We start from the raw sequence: 17328 nt of genomic DNA, 5'->3' as shown, positions 1-17328 counted from the left end.
GCACGGCCTCACGTTGATTGCGCAGATATGGCGGCTTCCCCACCCGGGACGTCGCCATATCTGCGCAATGAATGCTTGGCATCGGGCTCTTACTCAAAGTCCCCCCGCCAGCCAAGGAGGCCGCCTAAAGAACGTCCGGCAAGATTGCCAGGATCGGCCCACCCTCCCCGGGACAGCATTCGGGCGATCTTGGTGACACGCACGGCGTTGCGGATTTCGATGTCGTGCTCAAAATTTGGCAGGGTTGAGCGGGCGATGATAAGTCTTAGCCGGGTTTCCCGCGGTGGATCTGCGCCAACCCGAACCAGGTCCATGGCTTCACGAAGAACCTTCAATCCCCGCCGCTGGTGTTGTGACCCAATGTAGGCGTCCAATGCCGCCAGGGTGAGCATTGCAGGTGTTGGAGGAGCGTATTCCCTGTCGTGTTCACAGACGATCTGATCACCGATTGCCACCAGATCATCCAGATCCAGCAGTGGTGAAAGATCCAGCAAAGTCCTCTGAATTGAGGTGTCAATCACCCCTCGGACCTGGACAATGTCAGAGCCGATGAGTTTCATGCGGTGGCCTTATACCCTTTTTCGCCGCGGCTCCGACAGCCCGGCTGGCCTGGTCAGGTGCAGCTGTTCACTACTCCCACACCAAGCCGGCAAATACAGACCGTGAATTCGGGCGGCAGTGAAATGGCTGACAACGCCCCCTTGCGACAAAGCGATGTAAGGGCGGCAACTTTCCACGAGATCAAACGCAGCCCCCTTGGGCACTCTGATCTCCCGGCTGGGGGTCCACAGGTCTGACGCACGGCCGCGGCTCATCGAAATTCCCTGCTCAATACCCTGTTGCAGAGTGATTGGGCGGTGCAGTCCTTCAGGAAGTGGGGCTGCCTTTGTCATGTATCCATTAGCGCGGATGGGCGGGGGCCGCGGGGTCGCTTGGGGGCTCATCTGCAAAATCTGTGGATAACGCGCGCCATCGGTGGCCTAAGACGGTGCAGCATCCTGCCTCAGCTGCTGGAAACCTCGCCAAGAGCACCCATTGCGCAGCTAACGAGAGTTCACACGGGATTCCCCTGGGCCCAAGCTTTCATTGCGCAGCTAACGCGACGTCCCCGAGCCTGAACCCGCGTTATATGCGCACTCGACTCGATGGGTCCGGCTCGGGAAGACAGGGGTGGTTAGTGCTTGGGCTCGTCGTTGGGATGGTCCTCATGGAGCTTCTTGCTGCGGAGTTCCTGCTCGCGAAGCTTGGCTTCACGGGCTTCGATCTCGGCCTTGAGTTTGCGCAGACGCTCCGACTCAAGTTTTTGTGCCCGGTTTACTTCGAGGTTGCGCAGGAAATCTGGGTCGTCGTCAGGGGCGACAACCTGGTGGCGACGGCCGGGGTTGGAAGCGCCCCGGAGTCCGGCGCCGGCACGGCCAGCGGGTGTGGACGGGGCTGACCCGGCGGTGGCGTATTGCGGGCGGCCAAAGAAAAACCACAGGAGGACGCCGATGATCGGCAGGAGCACAATCACAAGGACCCAGGCGGGCTTGGGGATGCTTCGAACGTCCGACGGTTCGCTTCGAAGGCAGTCGATGAGCCCATAGATAATAAGGACAACACCGAAGATCACTGGGATATAACGCATGCCTCATTCTACCGCCGAAGGCCTAATCGTCGTTTGCGGGGGACGTTCAGGTTCACCGACTAAACTGACGAGTGTGGCCTTTTTTAAATATTCCTTGTTCCGTGGCGTACTCTTTCTGGCGCTCTTCCTTGGCGCCTACTATCTGCTTGGTCTGAGCCCGCTTGCGGCGGCCCTGATCGCGGCCTTTGGCGCATTCGTGGTCAGCTTCATCTTCCTGCGCAAGCAGCGCGACGGCGCAACGGCCGTCATTGCCGAACGCATGGCACCCAACGCCACCACCACGCAGTCCACCGGCGCCCTTGCCGATGCCGAAGCCGAGGACTCCCTCATCGATTCCCACCCCGATGTCCAGGTGGATGCCGACCGGCCGTCGAAAACCCGCACCGCCGAATAAGAGCAGCTCCTGCGGGCGGCACCGCCGTGAACCACGCAGACCACCAGTCAGGCAATATGGAAGGAACGCTCATGCGGTGGATGGAAACGGAGCGTGCGGCCCTTGTGGAGTCGTTCCGCGCCAGCGACCCCGATGCCCCAACCCTGTGTGAGGGGTGGACGGTGCGCAGGCTGCTGGCCCACCTGGTGCTTCGCGAGCACACGCCATGGCTGCAGATCATGGATCTGGCCGGCAAGGCCGAGCCGGGCCACGAAAAACATCTGGGCACCTTGGTTGCCACGGCGCAAAGCCCCGAGGGCTATGAAGCCCTGCTGGCCAGGTTCGCCGCCGGCACCGGTCCGCTTAATCCCATGACCTGGATGGGGGACGCCGGTCAGCTGCTTGAATACGTCATCCACCACGAGGACGCCCGCAGGGGAGCAGGATCCGTCGAGGCCCGCGTACTTCCCGCCGCCGAGCTGGACGCCATCTTCAAGCACTTGTCGCTCATGGCCAGGATGAGCCACCGTTCGAGCCCCGTTGGCGTCAGCCTTGCCCGGCCCGGCGGTGCCGGTGTGGTGGTCCGCAAGGGCGAGAGCGCCGTGGTGATCACCGGCGAGCCGGTCGAGCTGGCACTTTACGTGAGTGGGCGGCGAGAGGCTGCCGACGTCCAGATCACAGGAAACGCCGAACCGGTCGCCGCCTACACGCAGTGGGCCGCACGCAAGGGCTGACGCCTCAGGCACCGGGAAACGCTACAGCCCCGTCAGCACCATGGCGGCGGCAAAAAGCACACTGAATCCGAGGTTGATCAACCCTGTCTGCTTGAGGACCGGGATCAGGTTTTTGCGTTTCTTGCCCTTGAGCATCAGCCAGCTGGGCATGAGCATGAACGGAATCAACAGCAGCACCAGCGCAATCCACGGCTTGGCGGGCACCTGCAGCATCATGACGGCCAGCGAGAGCACCAGCATCAGCACATAACTGAGCCTGGCGTTTCTATCACCCAACCGCACAGCGAGCGTCCTTTTGCCGACCTCGCTGTCGGTGGGAATATCCCTGACATTGTTGGCCATCAAAAGTGCGACTGCGATCAGCCCGGTTGAGATGGACCCCAAGACTGCCGCCGCGCTCACCTGTCCGGCCTGGGTGAAAGTGGTGCCCAGTGTGGCCACTGGACCGAAGAAAAAGAACACAAACACGTCTCCCAAGCCCATGTACCCGTAGGGGCTTTTACCTCCCGTGTAGCCCCAGGCGGCAAGCACGGCCCCAGCACCCACCAACAGCAGCCACCACGCTTGGGAGAGAACCACCAGGGCAAGGCCTGCCAGCATGGCCAATCCGAGGGCGGCAAACGCGGCCATCTTCACATGCTGCGGTTTGGCCACACCGGAGCCCACCAGGCGCAAGGGCCCTACCCGAACCTCGTCGGTGCCTCGGATACCGTCTGAATAGTCGTTGGCGTAGTTCACCCCAATCTGCAGTAACAAGGACACCAAGGCGGCCAAGATGGCTCGGCCCCAGTGCAAGGCACCGAGATCGAAGGCCGCAGCAGTGCCGACGATCACGGGGGCGATAGCCATCGGAAGTGTCCGCAGGCGCGCACCTTCAATCCATTGACCTACTGTGGCCACGGCATTACTCCTTTGCTGAGGTGAACTAAATCGGCGCTCCCTGCCAGCGGGCAGGGAGGTGTGCCTGCTTCTATTGTGTCGCGTTGGCGCTAGTTTGCTGGTCTCCGTGGCGCCGCTGCGTCGGCCAGCAGTGCCAGGATGGCTTGTCTGTCAGGTTTTCCGGTGGACAGTTCCGGAAGCTCGGAGACGAACACCACAATTTTGGGTAGCATGTGCGGCTCCAGGAAGGCGCCCGCGGCGGTGCGCACGGACTCAGGCGTGCCGGTACCCACTACCAGCGCCGCTACCTGTTGCCCCCATTCCGCCGAGTCAACGGGCCCCACGAAAGCCTCGCGGACACCCTGGATCTGATGCAGGCCAGCCACCACAGACGCGGCGGAAACTTTCAGCCCGCCGGAGATGATGACGTCGTCGGCACGGCCCAGCACGCGGAGCCGTCCCGCACCGTCGATCTCACCCAAGTCGCCGGTTTCATACCAACACACCCTCTCGCCGTCGGACTCCTCCTCGAAGAAGGATCCCGCCGGGGAACCGCCCACATAGCCGGTGGCGACCACGGGCCCGCCCAAGAGGATCCGGCCCTCACGGATGGCGAGCTGCACGCCGTCGAGGGGGACGCCGTCGTACACGCATCCGCCGCACGTCTCGCTCATGCCGTAGGTGGTGACGACGTTGATGCCGGCACCGCGCGCAGCCTCGAGCAGCACCGTGCTGGCCGGGGCGCCGCCAAGGAGAACCGCGTTGAAGCGGCGCAGCGCTGTCAGTGTTTGCGCGCTCGGGTTGGCCAGCAGGCGCGTGAGTTGCGTGGGCACCAGCGAGGTGAAGCGCATCTTGTCCGTCAGCTCCTCCGCGGCGGCGGTGAAGGCGTCGGCCGTGAATCCGCCGCTCAAATCCATGGTCCAAGGGCGCGTGCCGGCGAAGAGTGAGCGCACCAAAACCTGCAGTCCGGCCACATAGTTCAGGGGCAGTGCGAGCAGCCACTGCCCCTCACCGCGCAGGGCCATGGCCGTGCTGACGGAGGAGGCGGCCAGGGCGTCAACGCTCAGCATGGTCCGCTTGGGTGTGCCCGTGCTCCCGGAGGTCAGGACGACGGCGGCAATCTCGGCCTCGCTGCCGGCTGGCAGTCCCAGCTCGGCCTGGGGGATGAGGGTGAAGCTGCCGTCGGGGGCGATCTGGACCGCGGGCCCCTCGCCGGCCAGTGCCTCGGAGAGTGCCTTGAGCAGGGGTTCAATGTTCATGGTGGCTTCGGCTTAGAAGTAGTACGGGAAGGAGGACCAGTCGGGGTCGCGCTTTTCCAGGAACGCTTCCTTGCCCTCGACGGCTTCGTCTGTCATGTAGGCCAGGCGGGTGGCTTCGCCGGCGAAGACCTGCTGGCCGGCGAGGCCGTCGTCGGCCATGTTGAAAGCAAACTTGAGCATGCGGATGGCCTGCGGGGACTGCCGGGCAATGTCCGCCGCATATTCCAGGGCCACGTTTTCCAGTTCCGCGTGGTCCACGGCCTCGTTGACGGCGCCCAGGCGGACCATGTCTTCGGCGGAGTATTCACGAGCCAAAAAGAAGATCGCGCGGGCGTTCTTTTGCCCGATCTGGCGGGCCAGCAGCGCCGAGCCGTAGCCGGCGTCGAAGGAGCCCACGGTGGCATCGGTCTGCTTGAACTTGCCGTGCTGGCGGGAGGCGATGGTCAGGTCCGCCACGACGTGCAGGGAATGCCCGCCGCCTGCTGCCCACCCATTGACGACGGCGATGACCACCTTAGGCATGGTCCGCATGAGCCGCTGGACCTCCAGGATGTGCAGCCTGCCGGCGCGGGCGGGGTCGATGGTTTCCTTGGTCTCGCCCTCGGCATACTTGTAGCCGTCGCGGCCGCGGATGCGCTGGTCGCCGCCGGAGCAGAAGGAATGCCCGCCGTCCTTGGAGGAGGGGCCGTTGCCGGTGAGCAGGACGGTGGCGACATCCGGGGTCATGCGGGCGTGGTCCATGGCCCGGTACAGCTCATCGACTGTGCCGGGGCGGAAGGCGTTGCGCACCTCGGGGCGGTTGAAGGCGATGCGGACTGTGGGCAGGTCTCGTGTGATGGCGCCGTCTGAGTCCCGTTCCACCTGGCGGTGATAGCTCATATCGACGAAGTCGAATCCCTCCACCATGCGCCACCTGGTGGGGTCGAAGATGTCGGATACCTGATCGGGAAGATTCTGTACGCTAGTCACCCTTACGATCTTAGCGGGCCGGGTACGGGCTGTTTTTGTTTTACGCATTGCTGGCAGCTGGCGTTGCGCATAAGGAAATTCAAAGCGACGGTTGTCTATCATGAAAAGGTGTCATAGCTGCCTGGGCAGGCCGGGTCATGCGACGGACTAGCTGATGCAAAACTCATTGCCTTCGGGATCTGCCCTGGTGACCCAGGCGTAGGGTCCTTGGCTCGCTTCCCACAAGGAGGTGGCGCCGCGGGCTTCCACCCGCCAGCCCATGGTCTGAGCCCACCTATCGGCTCGGTCACCGTCTGCTGGACCGTAGCGCAGGTGTCCAGCACTTTTCTTATGCGCAGCGCGGGCACGGGCGCCTTGCGCCACAGGGTCACTGGCGCATGACCGGTCCTCGGACCGTGCGCAGAAGGAAAGTCGCCATCGGCTAGGGTTTTCTCATGACGGCAATTGCACCCGTGACGCTGCACGGCAAATACGTGACACTTGAGCCCTTGAGCATGGATCACCATGACGGGCTGGTTGAAGCCGCCTCCGACGGTGAACTGTGGAACCTTTGGTACACCTCCGTGCCGCGCCCGGAAGGGATGGGGATGGCGATCCGGGACAGGCTGGCCGCCCAGGATGCCGGGACTGAGCTGTCCTTCACGACACGCCTGAACGACCCCGCCACGGGGGCGCCGGGCCGAATCATCGGGTTGACCAGCTACTACGCCATCGACCTGAGCGTCCCGCGGCTGGCCATTGGTGCCACCTGGAACGCCACCAGCGTGCAGGGCACCGGAACCAACCCCGACAGCAAGCGGCTCCTGCTGGCCCACGCCTTTGAAACGCTTGGCTGTGCCGCCGTGGATTTCCACACGCATTGGATGAACCAGCAATCCCGTGAGGCCATCGCCCGGCTGGGCGCCAAGCAGGACGGCGTGCTGCGCTCCCACAAACGCATGCCCGACGGTTCGCTGCGGGACACAGTGGTCTTCTCCATCCTGGCCGGCGAATGGCCCATGGTCCGCAACGGCCTGGACCTGCGCCTGGCCAAGCGCCGCTGACCATGCCGGGGATTCACTGGGAAGGCGCTGTCAACGCGCGCCTGCTGGCGGGGGACATCTACCGGATGGGTCGCAGCGAGTGGCTCACCGAGCGTGGTTGGCAGCAGGTCAGGGACGACGGCGTCAGGACAGTCATTGACTTAAGGAACCCGGGCGAGCGGTTGCGCAGGCCCACCGACCCGGTGGTGGGTGAAGCCGCGATGGCGGGGTTCGACGTCGTCAATCTCCCCACGGAGGACCCCGACAACGCCGAATACCAAGCCCTGTGCCAGCCGTATTTGAACCACCCCAACCACTATGCGGACATCCTGCGGCTGTTCCCGGAGAAGATCGTGGCTGTCATCAAGGAACTGGCCGTGGCGCGTGGGGCGGCGGTGATCCACTGTTCGGCGGGGCGGGACAGGACCGGGCTCATTGCCTCGCTGCTGCTGGCGCTGCTCGACGAGACGGATCGGGTGCGCCAGGAAGACGAGCTGGCCACCCGCGGCATCAACGAATGGCACCTGGTGGCCCCGGTCAAACACCCCTATGAGAGGTATCTTGACGCGGCTGCGATGGCCGAGGTCGTGGCGGATCGTGGGCGGGCGGTTGCCGGTTTCATCGGCGGGCTCGACGTACGCACGTTCCTGCTCGCCAACGGGGTCAGCGCCGCGGAGATCGCTGCGGTGGTGGCGCGGCTGCGCTGACAGCCTGCAATGTCAGACCCTCCTTCTAGAGTGATGATCACCAGGTAAGAATTCGATCAGGGGGAGTTTGAAATGAAACCGAATGACGTCGCAGGCAGTGCCATCACCATCCTTGGTGCCGGGCTGGACAAACACATTGAGGCGGTCATGCAGCCCGTTCTCGGTTAACTTGACTGGCCGGAGGTGTTGCGCGAACTCGACGCTCTTAAGGGCAAGATCGGTAACGTCTACTCCCGGAACGACGTCGCCCTGCAGCTACGGATGGTCACCGAGCGGCTCGGTAACCTCGGCTACCCCTTCGATTCCGGCGACCCCAACCGCACCATGAGCTCCTGCGGCGGCATCCTGCGCATCAACCGCAAACGGTGGGCGCACAACGACGAGTTCAGCCACTTTGAGGCCGCCCATTTCATCGACACCGTCCGCATCGTCATGGCCCACATTGGTAACCCCGCCCGCGCAGCCGAGGTGGACCAACTCCATTCTGCTTTGGTCGAGGAACTGACAGCGGACGACGCCGAAACTGACGTTTCGCCGGAAGCGAGGCCTGAGCTGGCGGTTGAGTATATGACGACATGCGAGGGGATGGCCGGGCCCGGGGCTGTCGCCATCGACGACTTTTCCGAGGAGCCCAACGCGGAATCCGTGCCGCGTGCACTTGGCCTGGCCGGAATCCGCCCCTTGGGTCACGAGGCAATCTGGGACCCATGGGAGGTCACCCTCATGGGCGATTCCGAGGTGCTGGACACCATGCGAACCAAGGCTGCCAAGGAGCGGGCTCGGGCAGTCATTGAGGACATTGTGGATGCCAGGCGCCCATCCAGGTTGAGCGCCTGGCCAAACTGGTCGGCTACGCCTATGGCCTGAACAGGGTTCAGGTGGAGCGGGTCAAGAAGATCACGTACCAGGTCAAGAAATCCCTCGTGGTGGTCGATTCCGACAACTTCCTCTGGCGCCAAAATGTGGACCGCGAACGGTGGCTGCTCTACCGCAGCTGCTCGGAAAACGACCGCAAGCTCGATCAAATCAGCCCCGTTGAACTGGCCAATGCAGCCGTGGACATCGTGACCAGGAAGGGCGGTATGACCGCGGACGCCTTGGGCCGGATGATCTTGGCCCGCTTTGGCAGGAGTCGAATGAGTAAGTTGACAAAGACCCACCTTGCCCAGGGATTTGAACAGGCCAAGGCCTTTGGCCGGATCACCGAAGTCGACGGGGAGGTCAAGTTAGCGGCTGGCCCCCTCGACGCCGGTCTTGCCACGGTGTGAGCCATGGACGCAGAACAGGACTACGAGCAGCAGCCCATTTGCGTACCGCCCCGGGATTGGCTGCTGCAGCCCGCCGACCCGGCGCAACTGCCAGCCCCGGAACGGACATGGACGCACGCCGAAACGGCGGAGCTGCTGGCGCTCTACGGCGGGGACGGGGGACTGGCTGAGATTGCGCAGTCCCTGGGCCTTGAAACCCGGGACGCCGTGATCCGGCTGCTCCGTGCCTTCTTCGCGGCACAGGGCCCGCTCGATGATGAATCGAGGGCCCCAAGCTCCGGGTTGCCCTACAGCAAGGATGAGCAGATCTTATTGCGGTCCCTGCATGCCGAAGGCCGTGGATTGGCGGTGATCGCCGAGAAACTGGGCCGGTCACAACTGGGGCTGACTGGAAGCTGCTGTCCATGGGGCTGCCTGCCATCCCGCTGCCCACCCACCGGGAAAACTTTTCGCCGTAAAAGGGATCCATTGTGTTCCCCGCCAAGCCATGCGTACCGTGGAGGCACTACCCGCTTGACCAACTGCTACGACTCGAGGGACCTTGCGCCTGCCCACCAAATTCAAGAACTGGCTGTTCAACACCCCGGGGGTCACCGACACGGGAACGCTGGATGCTGTGGTCAGCCAGGCAATGGAGCGGGTCGCGGCGGTGAAAACCGCGGAGCAGTCCGTGGGAGTGGCGGAAACCGTGGCTGTCATCAGCCGGCTTCGGGCTGGCGCGGAAGGCCGGGAATGGACGGACCCGGAACTGGTGGAGTACCTATTCGCGGCATCCCTGGCGGCTAGCAACACACTCGCCATGACACCCTTCGGCACCCAGCTGCTGGCAACCGCCAACATGCTGCGCGGGACCGTCGTGGAAATGGACACAGGTGAAGGCAAAACGCTCGTGGGTGCCATGGTTGCCGCGGCGCACGTGCTCGCCGGCAGGCGCGTGCACGTCCTGACAGTCAACGACTACCTGGCCAAGCGTGACGCCGCATGGATGGGGCCGTTCTTCGCGCAACTGGGTGTCAGCGTCGCCGCTGTCACAGCTTCCGGCGAACGAGTCGCCGAAAGCGAAAACCGGCAGGACGCCTACCGTGCCGACGTCGTCTACGTTTCAGTGAACGAACTCGGCTTCGACGTGCTCCGGGACCGCACCATCACGGCCCCCGGGCAGGCAGTGCTCCAGCCCTTTGACGCTTGCATAGTCGATGAAATCGACTCCGTCCTGGTCGATGAGGCAGTGGTCCCGCTGGTCCTGGCCGGCCCGGCACGGGAGGAATTGCAAAGCGTGGACGTTGACGGCCTTGTGCGCACCCTCCGGCCAGACATCGACTACACGGTTGAGGCGGACCGCCGCAACGTCTCCCTCACTGACAGCGGGATCAACCGGGCCCAGGAACGCTGGCCCGGCGTAGAACTATATTCGGCGGAGGGGACGCCGCTGTTTTCCTCCATCAACGTGGCCCTGCACGCCCATGTCCTGCTGCAACGCGACATCGACTACATCGTGCGGGATGGCCGCGCCCAGATCATCTCCGATTCGCGCGGCCGGGTGGCCCTGACGCAGCGCTGGCCGGACGGCCTGCAAGCCGCCGTCGAAACCAAGGAAGGTCTGCGGCAAACCGAGCAAGGCGAAGTCCTTGACCAACTTCTCATCCGGGACCTCATCAAGTCCTTCGCCACCGTCACCGGCATGAGCGGCACAGCCGTCGCCGTCGCCGAATACCTGCGCGACAACTATGCCCTGGACGCTGGCCGGGTCCCCGCCAACAAGCCCTCCATCCGCCAAGATTTGCCCGAGCAGATCTACGCGACCCGGGCACAGCGCGACGATGCCGTCCTGGACGCCGTGACGCAGGCGCATGCCACCGGCCGGCCCGTCTTGTTGGGCACCCACGACGTTGCCACGTCCGAGAAATTTGCCGCCCGGCTGGCTGCAAGGAACGTGCAATCCCAGGTGCTCAACGCCCGCAATGACGCACTCGAAGCCGACATCATTGCCCAAGCAGGGCGGAAGAATGCCGTCACTGTCTCCACCCAGATGGCAGGCCGTGGCACCGACATTCTCCTCGGCGGAACGGGGGCCACGGGTGCCCAGCACAGCGAAGTTGCCGCGCTCGGCGGGCTGCTGGTCATCGTCGTCGGCCGTTTCCCTTCGCCCCGGCTCGACGCCCAACTCAAGGGGCGGGCGGGGCGGCAGGGAGATCCCGGCGCCGCCGTCATCTTCGCCAGTATGGAGGACCCCGCCGCCGAGGGGCAGCAAGCTCTGGGCCTGGAGTTGGGGGAGTCTGTCGCCGCTGACACGGACGACGCCGGGTTGCTCGCCCGTGCGGGTGTCTCGCCGTTGCTGGACCGGGCCCAGCGCATGGCGGAGGAAGAACGCTTCACACTGCAATCCAACTCCTGGAAGTACAACGAACTCATCGCCTACCAGCGCAAGGTGGTCTTGGCTGAAAGGGACAAGGTCCTGGGCGAGGATGCCGCCGCGACGGCGCCCTATCTGGACAGTTCGGCGGCCAATTCCGCTGCCAAGATGGCGGAACTGCGCAACGCCGTGGGCGAAGCCGGGACCGTGGGGGTGTGCCGCCACGTCATGTTATTTGAACTTGACGCGCACTGGAGCGACCACCTGGCACTGCTCGCCGAGCAACGCGCAGCCATCCACCTGCGGGCGCTCGGACGGCAAAACCCGCTCGATGAGTTCCGCCGCGAAACCATCAACGCCTTCGAAGGTTTCCTGGAACGCGTTGCTGAAAGTGCACGGGCGACCCTGGAAGGCTTGACCGTCACGGCCGAAGGCGTCGACCTTCAAACGTCTGCGCTGATCCGCCCCTCTTCGACGTGGACCTATGTGGCCACCGAGGATCCCTTCGGCAGCCAGAGCGACCAAGTGGTGAAGTGGTTGTTGAAAAAGATGGGCAGATAGCCTTCTGCGACGGGGGCCAGGGGCGAATACTGGGCAGGGACAGCAACAGCAAAGGAGCTGAGGACTCATGGGAGTCTTGATCTACATTGCGAACACCTCACTGGATGGCTATGTGGCTGATGAGAGGGGACGTTTTGACTGGACCGAGCCGACGGAGGAAGTGCACAGGTACATCAATGACGTGGTGCGTCCTGTCGGGACGGGTCTGTACGGCCGGCGCATGTATGAGGTGATGGCGGTGTGGGAAGACATCACCGGATGGGGGGACTCGCCGGGATACGTGCATGATTTCGCGGAAATCTGGGCTGCCACGGACAAGGTCGTCTACTCCTCAACGCTTGCCGGGCCCACCACTGAAAGGACCCGGATAGAGCGCAGTTTCAATCCCGGGGCGGTCCGTTCTTTGAAGGAGGCCAGCGCAAGCGACCTTACCGTTGGGGGCGCAAATTTGGCCGGACAGGCGTTGCAGGCCGGCCTGGTTGATGAAATTCACCTGTTCATTTCCCCCGTCATCATCGGCGGAGGGGCGCCGGCGCTGCCCGCGGATGTCCGTACCACGCTGGAATTGCTCAATGAACGTAAGTTCGGCAACGGCGTCGTGCATCTGCACTACAAGGTGACCTGACGGCTAAACCGCTACACAGCCGGACTCCTAAACAGCTAGGCGTAGCGGCCGCGTCCCGAGGCGCACTGTGATTTCCTGGCCCCAGGATGCTGTGAGGCGGTCAGTTTCCATGCCATCCCCGAACACCACGAGTTGGTCGGAGGCAACCGTGATGCGCAAGGTTTCGCCCATCTTCAGCACGCCCTCGGTCAGGGATGCGCCGGTGATGGGGGAGGGCCAGGCTTCGCGGACGAACCAGGCGAGCCGTGACTCCGTCGGTGCCGGCAGGGCGCGTCCTCCGCGCTCCGCCGCGATCGAGGCACACCAGCCGGTGGCTCCCGTGCCGGTGGAGACGATGAGCCCCGAGGAGGAGTGCCGCTCGGTCTCGCCGCGGGGCGTTGTGAGCTGGTACCTGGCGGATTGGTGCGACGCATGGCCGATGAAGACCTCGTTGAGGCCGGAAATTTCCTGCCCGTCATCGAGCCGTGCCGTCACAGTGGTGAGCTCCAGGCACGCTTCCTGTCCAGCCGTGCCAAGGCCTTGGAGAAGCCTAGCCACAGCCGCGGACGTGTGCCGCACCAGGACACCTGGATTCGCCCCGGGCTCCGGGTCAATCCCCACAACCAGGTGGCCGTTGAGGTATTTTGCGACGTTGGCCACGAGCCCGTCCTGGCCCACCACTGCGATGATGTCCTCCGGCGTGAGTAGGAAGCGGCTTAGATCCGCCCGCTCCACCTCGGCACGCCGCCAATGCGCCGGAACCGCGGCCCGCACCGTGGCCAACGCGGCACCGAGGCAATCGTGGTGCTCTTGCAAATCGTCGATACGCCGGCCCCGGGTGCGGAGAAAGAACTCTGCCTGACCACGGGTGGCGTGCCGCTCCAGCAACTCCTGGAGTTCGGTGCGCCGGTGGACGATGACAAGGCGGGGGGTGCTCATGGTGAAATCCTATTCCCCGGCGTTGGCGGGAGTTTCGCGGAACAGTCCCGCCAGTGCCCCGCTGAGAAGATCGGGGGTGATGGTGAGGTTGCCGATGTTGGGCAGCGAGCCGGCGGCCTCCTTCAGGGCCAGTGTCAGCAAGGTGGCTTGATCCATTCCGCGGTAGACCTCCATGGTGGCGCTCTCGCGGGCCGCTGCGGCTTCACCCACCAAGCGGATCTGGCTCGCCTCTGCGATGGCGCTGATGCCCTGGCGCTCGGCCGTTGCCTGTGCGTTGATGAGTTCCGCGGCAGCCCTTTCCGTAGCCGTTCGCCGCGCATTGGCACCTTCTTGGCCCACAAGTTGTTCTCGCCGGGTGGCCAGTTCGATCTGGCTTGCCATTTCATTTTCCGAAATGGTCCGTTCACGTTCGACGGCGAGTGCCCGGCGTTCGTAGACGGCCCGGTCGGCTTCGGCCTGGAGTTGTTCGCGGACCGGTGTTTGCAGGGCGCGTTCAACGTCCGATTCCGGCTGCACGGCCAGTACCTGAACCCCGAGGATCTCGATGCCCGTGGATTTCAGCCGTGTGTCCGCCCGCAGCGACTCGGTGAGGACGATGCGGAGTCGGCTGACTCCGTGGGAGAGCGCCTCGGCCAGGGTGGTGGTGGCGATCAGGTCGATCGCGTGGCTCTGGCACAGCTGCCCGATGATAGTGGCGACCTGTTCCTTTCCTGCCGCCGGTGCGGAGCCGGCCGGTTTCAGGCCGAAGTCGAGCCGGCTGGAAACGGAGACGGGATCGATGAAGCGGTACGTGACGTTGGCCTGGACGCTCACGTCCTGGAAATCCAGGGTGCTGGCGTGGAAGAGTGTGGGCAGTTCCTGGTCATCCACGGGAACCTCGCTGAGCACCGAGTTCACGGGCCGGTACCAAAAGGCCTGGCCGACACCCTGGTGCTTGACGGTGCCGCGCTGCAGGTGCACCACATATCCTGTGGGGCTGCCCAGAAAGTGGTTCATCCAGGGATATCGCTTGATGCTGGTCATTTGATTCTCCTTAGCCGCTCATTGTTGACGTCAAGTTGACGATAACTAAACAATAAACTGAATCTCCATTTATTGTCAATGTGACGATAAGTCCCTAGAATGGGAGCATGTCAGAGTCTCACCCGGTGCCAGCGCGCTTTCCCGTGACGGTCGACGTCGTCGGCCTCACCGTGATCGACGGCGCCCTGCACGTCCTGCTCATCACCCGCCTCATCGAACCCTTCCGGGGGGGCCTGGCACTGCCGGGTGGTTTCGTGCTGGCGGGGGAGGACCTGGTGACGGCGGCGGGCCGGGAGCTGGTGGAGGAAACCGGCGTCGAACATGTCCCGGGGCACCTCGAACAGCTCGGGAGCTATGGGCCGCAGGGGAGGGATCCCCGCGGGGACGTGCTCACGGTGGCCCATCTCCTGCTCGCGCCGAACTTCCCTGTCCTGTCCGCGGGCAGCGATGCCGAGCAGGCTGCCTGGTATCCGGTCAGCCGGATCCTCTCGGGCGAGGTGCGGCTTGCCTTCGACCACGAACGGATCCTCGGCGATGCCCTGGAGCGGGCCAAGTCAAAGCTTGAATACTCCCCGCTCGGAGCGGCCTTCTGCGGCGAGGAGTTCACCATCGCCCAACTCCGGGCCGTGTACGAGGCTGTCTGGGGAACGCGCCTGGATCCGCGGAACTTCCACCGAAAGGCCACCGGCACACCGGGCTTTCTCGAGGACACCGGGCGGATGACAGCGGGCGACGCCGGCCGACCCGCCGCGTTGTTCCGGCTCGCCGACGCGGCACGGCCGTTGGCGGGCCGGCCAAGCCGGGCAGTCCTGAACCCGCCACTGATGCGCCCGCGCGTCTAACGTGCCAGCATGCCCCACAAAAGCCAGGCCGAAAAGGCCGCGGAAGTGCCGATGACCACGGCAAAACCGCTCAGCCACACCCACGACGGTACCCCCGTGGAGCGTGCCAGGATGAAAGCGTCGGAGCTGGCAAGATGCTCGCGGCGGCTGGTGTGAACGGTGGCCACCTTGAAAAAATCGCGTACGGAGCCCACGCCGAGGGCAATGCCCAGGGCCAGCACCGCATAGCTGACGGTGCGTGGGTCGGCAAACATCACCAGGGCCTGGGCCACGGCGGCGCTGGCCACTGCCACCAGGATCCCGGTGAAGTTGCGCAGAAAGATCAAGGCCACCAGCAAGATGAGGGCACCGACGGACGCGGCGGCCCCCGCCCAGCCCGCCGAGACCGACCAGACCAACGCCAGGCCCACCACGGCCGGCGCCGGGTAGCCCCAAAAACCGGACCAGGTGGCACTGAAGCCGCGGCGGCCGCTGCTGACCAGCTGGCCGGAATGATCCAGCCCGATCTTCAGGCCGTGGATGAAACGGCCCGTCATCAGTGCCGCGAAGGCGTGGCCGAGCTCATGCACGAATGTCACGTACAGGCCGAACCAGCGCCAGGTAGCCCGCGGAATGCTCAGGGCAACGGCCGCGGCCAGGATGCCCAACAACACCAAGGGCGGCACATCGGGGGAATCGGTGTGGACAAAGCCGGCAAGCACGGCCTGCCACCACGTGGTCACGGCGTTAAGGGGTTGATCAGTCATCACCACGGAAGCCTATGCGAAAAGGCTGAGGGTTCCCGTCGCCACAGTGCTTCGCCCGTCGTAAAATCCCTTGCGCAGGGGTCCGGGCGTTCTCTCCTCGGATGGTGCGACCACGTGGCCGGTAAGCTGGAAAACGTGACCTCGCCCATAGCAACACCTCCCCACTTTCAGCTGACCCTGCGCAAGCCCTGGCTGGGATGGTTCCCCAAGCCCACCGTGGTCGTTAACGGGGTGGCCCAGCCGGCCCAGTGGGGGACTCGGAATTGGAAGGTCCCAGGGGAGGGTGCCGCCACGGTGACCATCTTCTTGTTCAACCGGATGTGGAAGTTTGGTGAAGTGAGATTCGAAGCAGTGCCCGGCACCACCGAGGCACTGCTCTACTCGGCACCCTGGCTGCCATTTGGCCCAGGCAAGATCCGTACGATGGTCCCATGAGCGCGGGGCGCCCGCCGCCGGGACCGGCTACCTGGCGGCGAGTAGCTCGCCCAACAGTTCGCCGTCGTCGACCACCAGACCGCGAGACGTGAACCAGGCGCACATATTCTTGCAATCCCGGGCCAGCAGTTCCACGGCCTGCAGGTTGCCGGCCAGATCCACCAGCTGCGGCAGGTCAATGATCACCAGCCGGTCCCCGGCAGCCAGCACGTTGTAGGGGGAGAGATCGCCGTGGGCGAAGCCCATCCGTGCGAACGCGACCATGGCGGCGAGCACCTGGTCCCAGTAGCCCTGTAGCTGTTCCGGACTGGGGTGGACGGTTTGCAGGCGTGGCGCCGCAACGCCGGGATTCTGCGGATCCTCGATGAATTCCATCATGATCTCTGTGCCGGAAATCTGCACTGGATATGGCACGGGTATGCCATATTCATGGGCCATGCGAAGATACGTCCATTCGGCGTTGGCCCAGCGGGCGGCTTCCACCTCCCGCCCGTAGCTGCTGCCGTTCTTCAAGGCCCGGGCGTCACGCGAACGCCTGACAGTGCGGCCCTCCGTGTAGGCGGAGGACCTGTGGAACAGGCGCTGTTCGGCGGACCGGTAGCGCTTGGCTGCCAGTATGGCCCTGCGGGAATCGGTGGCGCGTTCCACCAGGAACACATCCGCTTCCTTTCCGGTTTTCAGAACACCAAGGTCGGTGTCGATGGCCCCGGCATCTTCAATGACGAAGGCAGGATAGGGTGCGGGGCCGCGCATGAGCTTTTCCAGCCCGGGCCAGGTGGACCAGCGTTGGTCGTCCGCCAGGGAATCGTCAAGGACGTTCCAGTCTGCGGAGCGCGACTCGCGTTCGAAGGTCTCAGCGGCAAAGTCATTGCCAGATCTTAGGTTGGTGTTGTTGGCACGACGGCGCTGGGAGGATTTGCGGGACGGTGTTTCGAAGTGCTGTTGGTCAGCAGGGAACTTCATGGGTGAATCGACTCCTGTGGAAGG

At 64.2% G+C, this 17328-nt stretch carries 19 protein-coding genes and 1 pseudogene; 10 read left to right on the top strand and 10 right to left on the bottom strand.

Features of this window, described 5'->3' with window-relative positions; genetic code table 11:
• Nucleotides 1-89: 89 nt before the first annotated feature.
• Together AOC05_RS13905 and AOC05_RS13900 are read right to left on the bottom strand one after the other, a co-directional pair.
• Nucleotides 90-560 (bottom strand): hypothetical protein, encoded by a 471-nt coding sequence (locus tag AOC05_RS13905; protein WP_062007741.1) that lies wholly within the window; start codon nucleotides 558-560, stop codon nucleotides 90-92.
• Between the two features lie 614 nt (nucleotides 561-1174).
• Nucleotides 1175-1627 carry a PLD nuclease N-terminal domain-containing protein gene (locus AOC05_RS13900; RefSeq protein WP_082357988.1) on the bottom strand — a complete coding sequence of 151 codons (453 nt, stop codon included), beginning with the start codon at nucleotides 1625-1627 and terminating at the stop codon, nucleotides 1175-1177.
• A gap of 73 nt (nucleotides 1628-1700) precedes the next feature.
• Between AOC05_RS13900 and AOC05_RS13895 the strand changes: the two genes are divergently transcribed.
• The gene (locus AOC05_RS13895; RefSeq protein WP_062007740.1) at nucleotides 1701-2021 is read left to right on the top strand and encodes a DUF4229 domain-containing protein; all 321 of its coding nucleotides are present in this window, start codon (nucleotides 1701-1703) and stop codon (nucleotides 2019-2021) included.
• A 71-nt stretch (nucleotides 2022-2092) separates the two neighbouring features.
• The gene (locus AOC05_RS13890; protein WP_062007739.1) at nucleotides 2093-2734 is read left to right on the top strand and encodes a TIGR03085 family metal-binding protein; all 642 of its coding nucleotides are present in this window, start codon (nucleotides 2093-2095) and stop codon (nucleotides 2732-2734) included.
• A 21-nt stretch (nucleotides 2735-2755) separates the two neighbouring features.
• Here AOC05_RS13890 and AOC05_RS13885 read toward each other — a convergent pair whose 3' ends face one another.
• The 4 genes and pseudogenes from AOC05_RS13885 to AOC05_RS20590 all read right to left on the bottom strand — a co-directional run.
• Nucleotides 2756-3634: a 1,4-dihydroxy-2-naphthoate polyprenyltransferase gene (locus tag AOC05_RS13885; RefSeq protein ID WP_062007738.1), complete on the bottom strand. Its 879-nt coding sequence runs from the start codon at nucleotides 3632-3634 to the stop codon at nucleotides 2756-2758.
• Nucleotides 3635-3723: 89 nt separating this feature from the next.
• Entirely contained in the window at nucleotides 3724-4872 is a 1149-nt protein-coding gene (locus AOC05_RS13880; RefSeq protein WP_062007737.1) for an AMP-binding protein, read from the bottom strand.
• Nucleotides 4873-4884: 12 nt separating this feature from the next.
• Nucleotides 4885-5778, bottom strand: coding sequence for a 1,4-dihydroxy-2-naphthoyl-CoA synthase (locus AOC05_RS13875; RefSeq protein ID WP_062007736.1), 894 nt, complete (start codon nucleotides 5776-5778; stop codon nucleotides 4885-4887).
• 210 nt (nucleotides 5779-5988) lie between these two features.
• Nucleotides 5989-6090, bottom strand: a pseudogene (locus AOC05_RS20590) (VOC family protein); the annotation flags it as partial.
• 185 nt (nucleotides 6091-6275) lie between these two features.
• Here AOC05_RS20590 and AOC05_RS13870 point away from each other — a divergent pair.
• From AOC05_RS13870 to AOC05_RS13845, 6 genes are all read left to right on the top strand, one after another.
• On the top strand, nucleotides 6276-6884 hold the full coding sequence (locus AOC05_RS13870; protein ID WP_062007735.1) for a GNAT family N-acetyltransferase: 609 nt from the start codon (nucleotides 6276-6278) through the stop codon (nucleotides 6882-6884).
• A 2-nt stretch (nucleotides 6885-6886) separates the two neighbouring features.
• Nucleotides 6887-7570 (top strand): tyrosine-protein phosphatase, encoded by a 684-nt coding sequence (locus AOC05_RS13865; protein WP_062007734.1) that lies wholly within the window; start codon nucleotides 6887-6889, stop codon nucleotides 7568-7570.
• 183 nt (nucleotides 7571-7753) lie between these two features.
• On the top strand, nucleotides 7754-8437 hold the full coding sequence (locus tag AOC05_RS13860; protein ID WP_062007733.1) for a hypothetical protein: 684 nt from the start codon (nucleotides 7754-7756) through the stop codon (nucleotides 8435-8437).
• Nucleotides 8438-8448: 11 nt separating this feature from the next.
• Entirely contained in the window at nucleotides 8449-8838 is a 390-nt protein-coding gene (locus AOC05_RS13855; RefSeq protein WP_062007732.1) for a hypothetical protein, read from the top strand.
• Between the two features lie 541 nt (nucleotides 8839-9379).
• Complete coding sequence (secA2, locus tag AOC05_RS13850; protein ID WP_062007731.1) at nucleotides 9380-11752, top strand: accessory Sec system translocase SecA2; 2373 nt, start codon at nucleotides 9380-9382, stop codon at nucleotides 11750-11752.
• A 67-nt stretch (nucleotides 11753-11819) separates the two neighbouring features.
• Entirely contained in the window at nucleotides 11820-12377 is a 558-nt protein-coding gene (locus tag AOC05_RS13845; protein WP_062007730.1) for a dihydrofolate reductase family protein, read from the top strand.
• Nucleotides 12378-12404: 27 nt separating this feature from the next.
• On the opposite strand, the gene AOC05_RS13840 is transcribed toward AOC05_RS13845, so the two are convergent.
• The gene (locus AOC05_RS13840; protein WP_062007729.1) at nucleotides 12405-13295 is read right to left on the bottom strand and encodes a hypothetical protein; all 891 of its coding nucleotides are present in this window, start codon (nucleotides 13293-13295) and stop codon (nucleotides 12405-12407) included.
• A gap of 9 nt (nucleotides 13296-13304) precedes the next feature.
• The gene (locus AOC05_RS13835) at nucleotides 13305-14318 is read right to left on the bottom strand and encodes an SPFH domain-containing protein (RefSeq protein WP_062007728.1); all 1014 of its coding nucleotides are present in this window, start codon (nucleotides 14316-14318) and stop codon (nucleotides 13305-13307) included.
• Nucleotides 14319-14425: 107 nt separating this feature from the next.
• Here AOC05_RS13835 and AOC05_RS13830 point away from each other — a divergent pair, with 107 nt between their 5' ends.
• Nucleotides 14426-15160, top strand: a complete 735-nt coding sequence (locus AOC05_RS13830; protein ID WP_062007727.1) for an NUDIX hydrolase — start codon at nucleotides 14426-14428, stop codon at nucleotides 15158-15160.
• Here the strand turns inward: AOC05_RS13830 and AOC05_RS13825 are convergent.
• Complete coding sequence (locus AOC05_RS13825) at nucleotides 15157-15906, bottom strand: M50 family metallopeptidase (protein WP_062007726.1); 750 nt, start codon at nucleotides 15904-15906, stop codon at nucleotides 15157-15159. The two genes, AOC05_RS13830 and AOC05_RS13825, sit on opposite strands and share 4 nt — an antisense overlap.
• A gap of 114 nt (nucleotides 15907-16020) precedes the next feature.
• Here AOC05_RS13825 and AOC05_RS13820 point away from each other — a divergent pair, with 114 nt between their 5' ends.
• Complete coding sequence (locus AOC05_RS13820) at nucleotides 16021-16341, top strand: hypothetical protein (RefSeq protein WP_062007725.1); 321 nt, start codon at nucleotides 16021-16023, stop codon at nucleotides 16339-16341.
• 27 nt (nucleotides 16342-16368) lie between these two features.
• On the opposite strand, the gene AOC05_RS13815 is transcribed toward AOC05_RS13820, so the two are convergent.
• On the bottom strand, nucleotides 16369-17304 hold the full coding sequence (locus AOC05_RS13815) for a serine protein kinase RIO (protein WP_082357985.1): 936 nt from the start codon (nucleotides 17302-17304) through the stop codon (nucleotides 16369-16371).
• Nucleotides 17305-17328 lie beyond the last annotated feature (24 nt).

The organism is Arthrobacter alpinus, assembly GCF_001294625.1.
Classification (GTDB): domain Bacteria; phylum Actinomycetota; class Actinomycetes; order Actinomycetales; family Micrococcaceae; genus Specibacter; species Specibacter alpinus_A.
The sequence above is the reverse complement of the archived record's forward strand: the minus strand, read 5'-3'. Positions and strand labels throughout refer to the sequence as shown.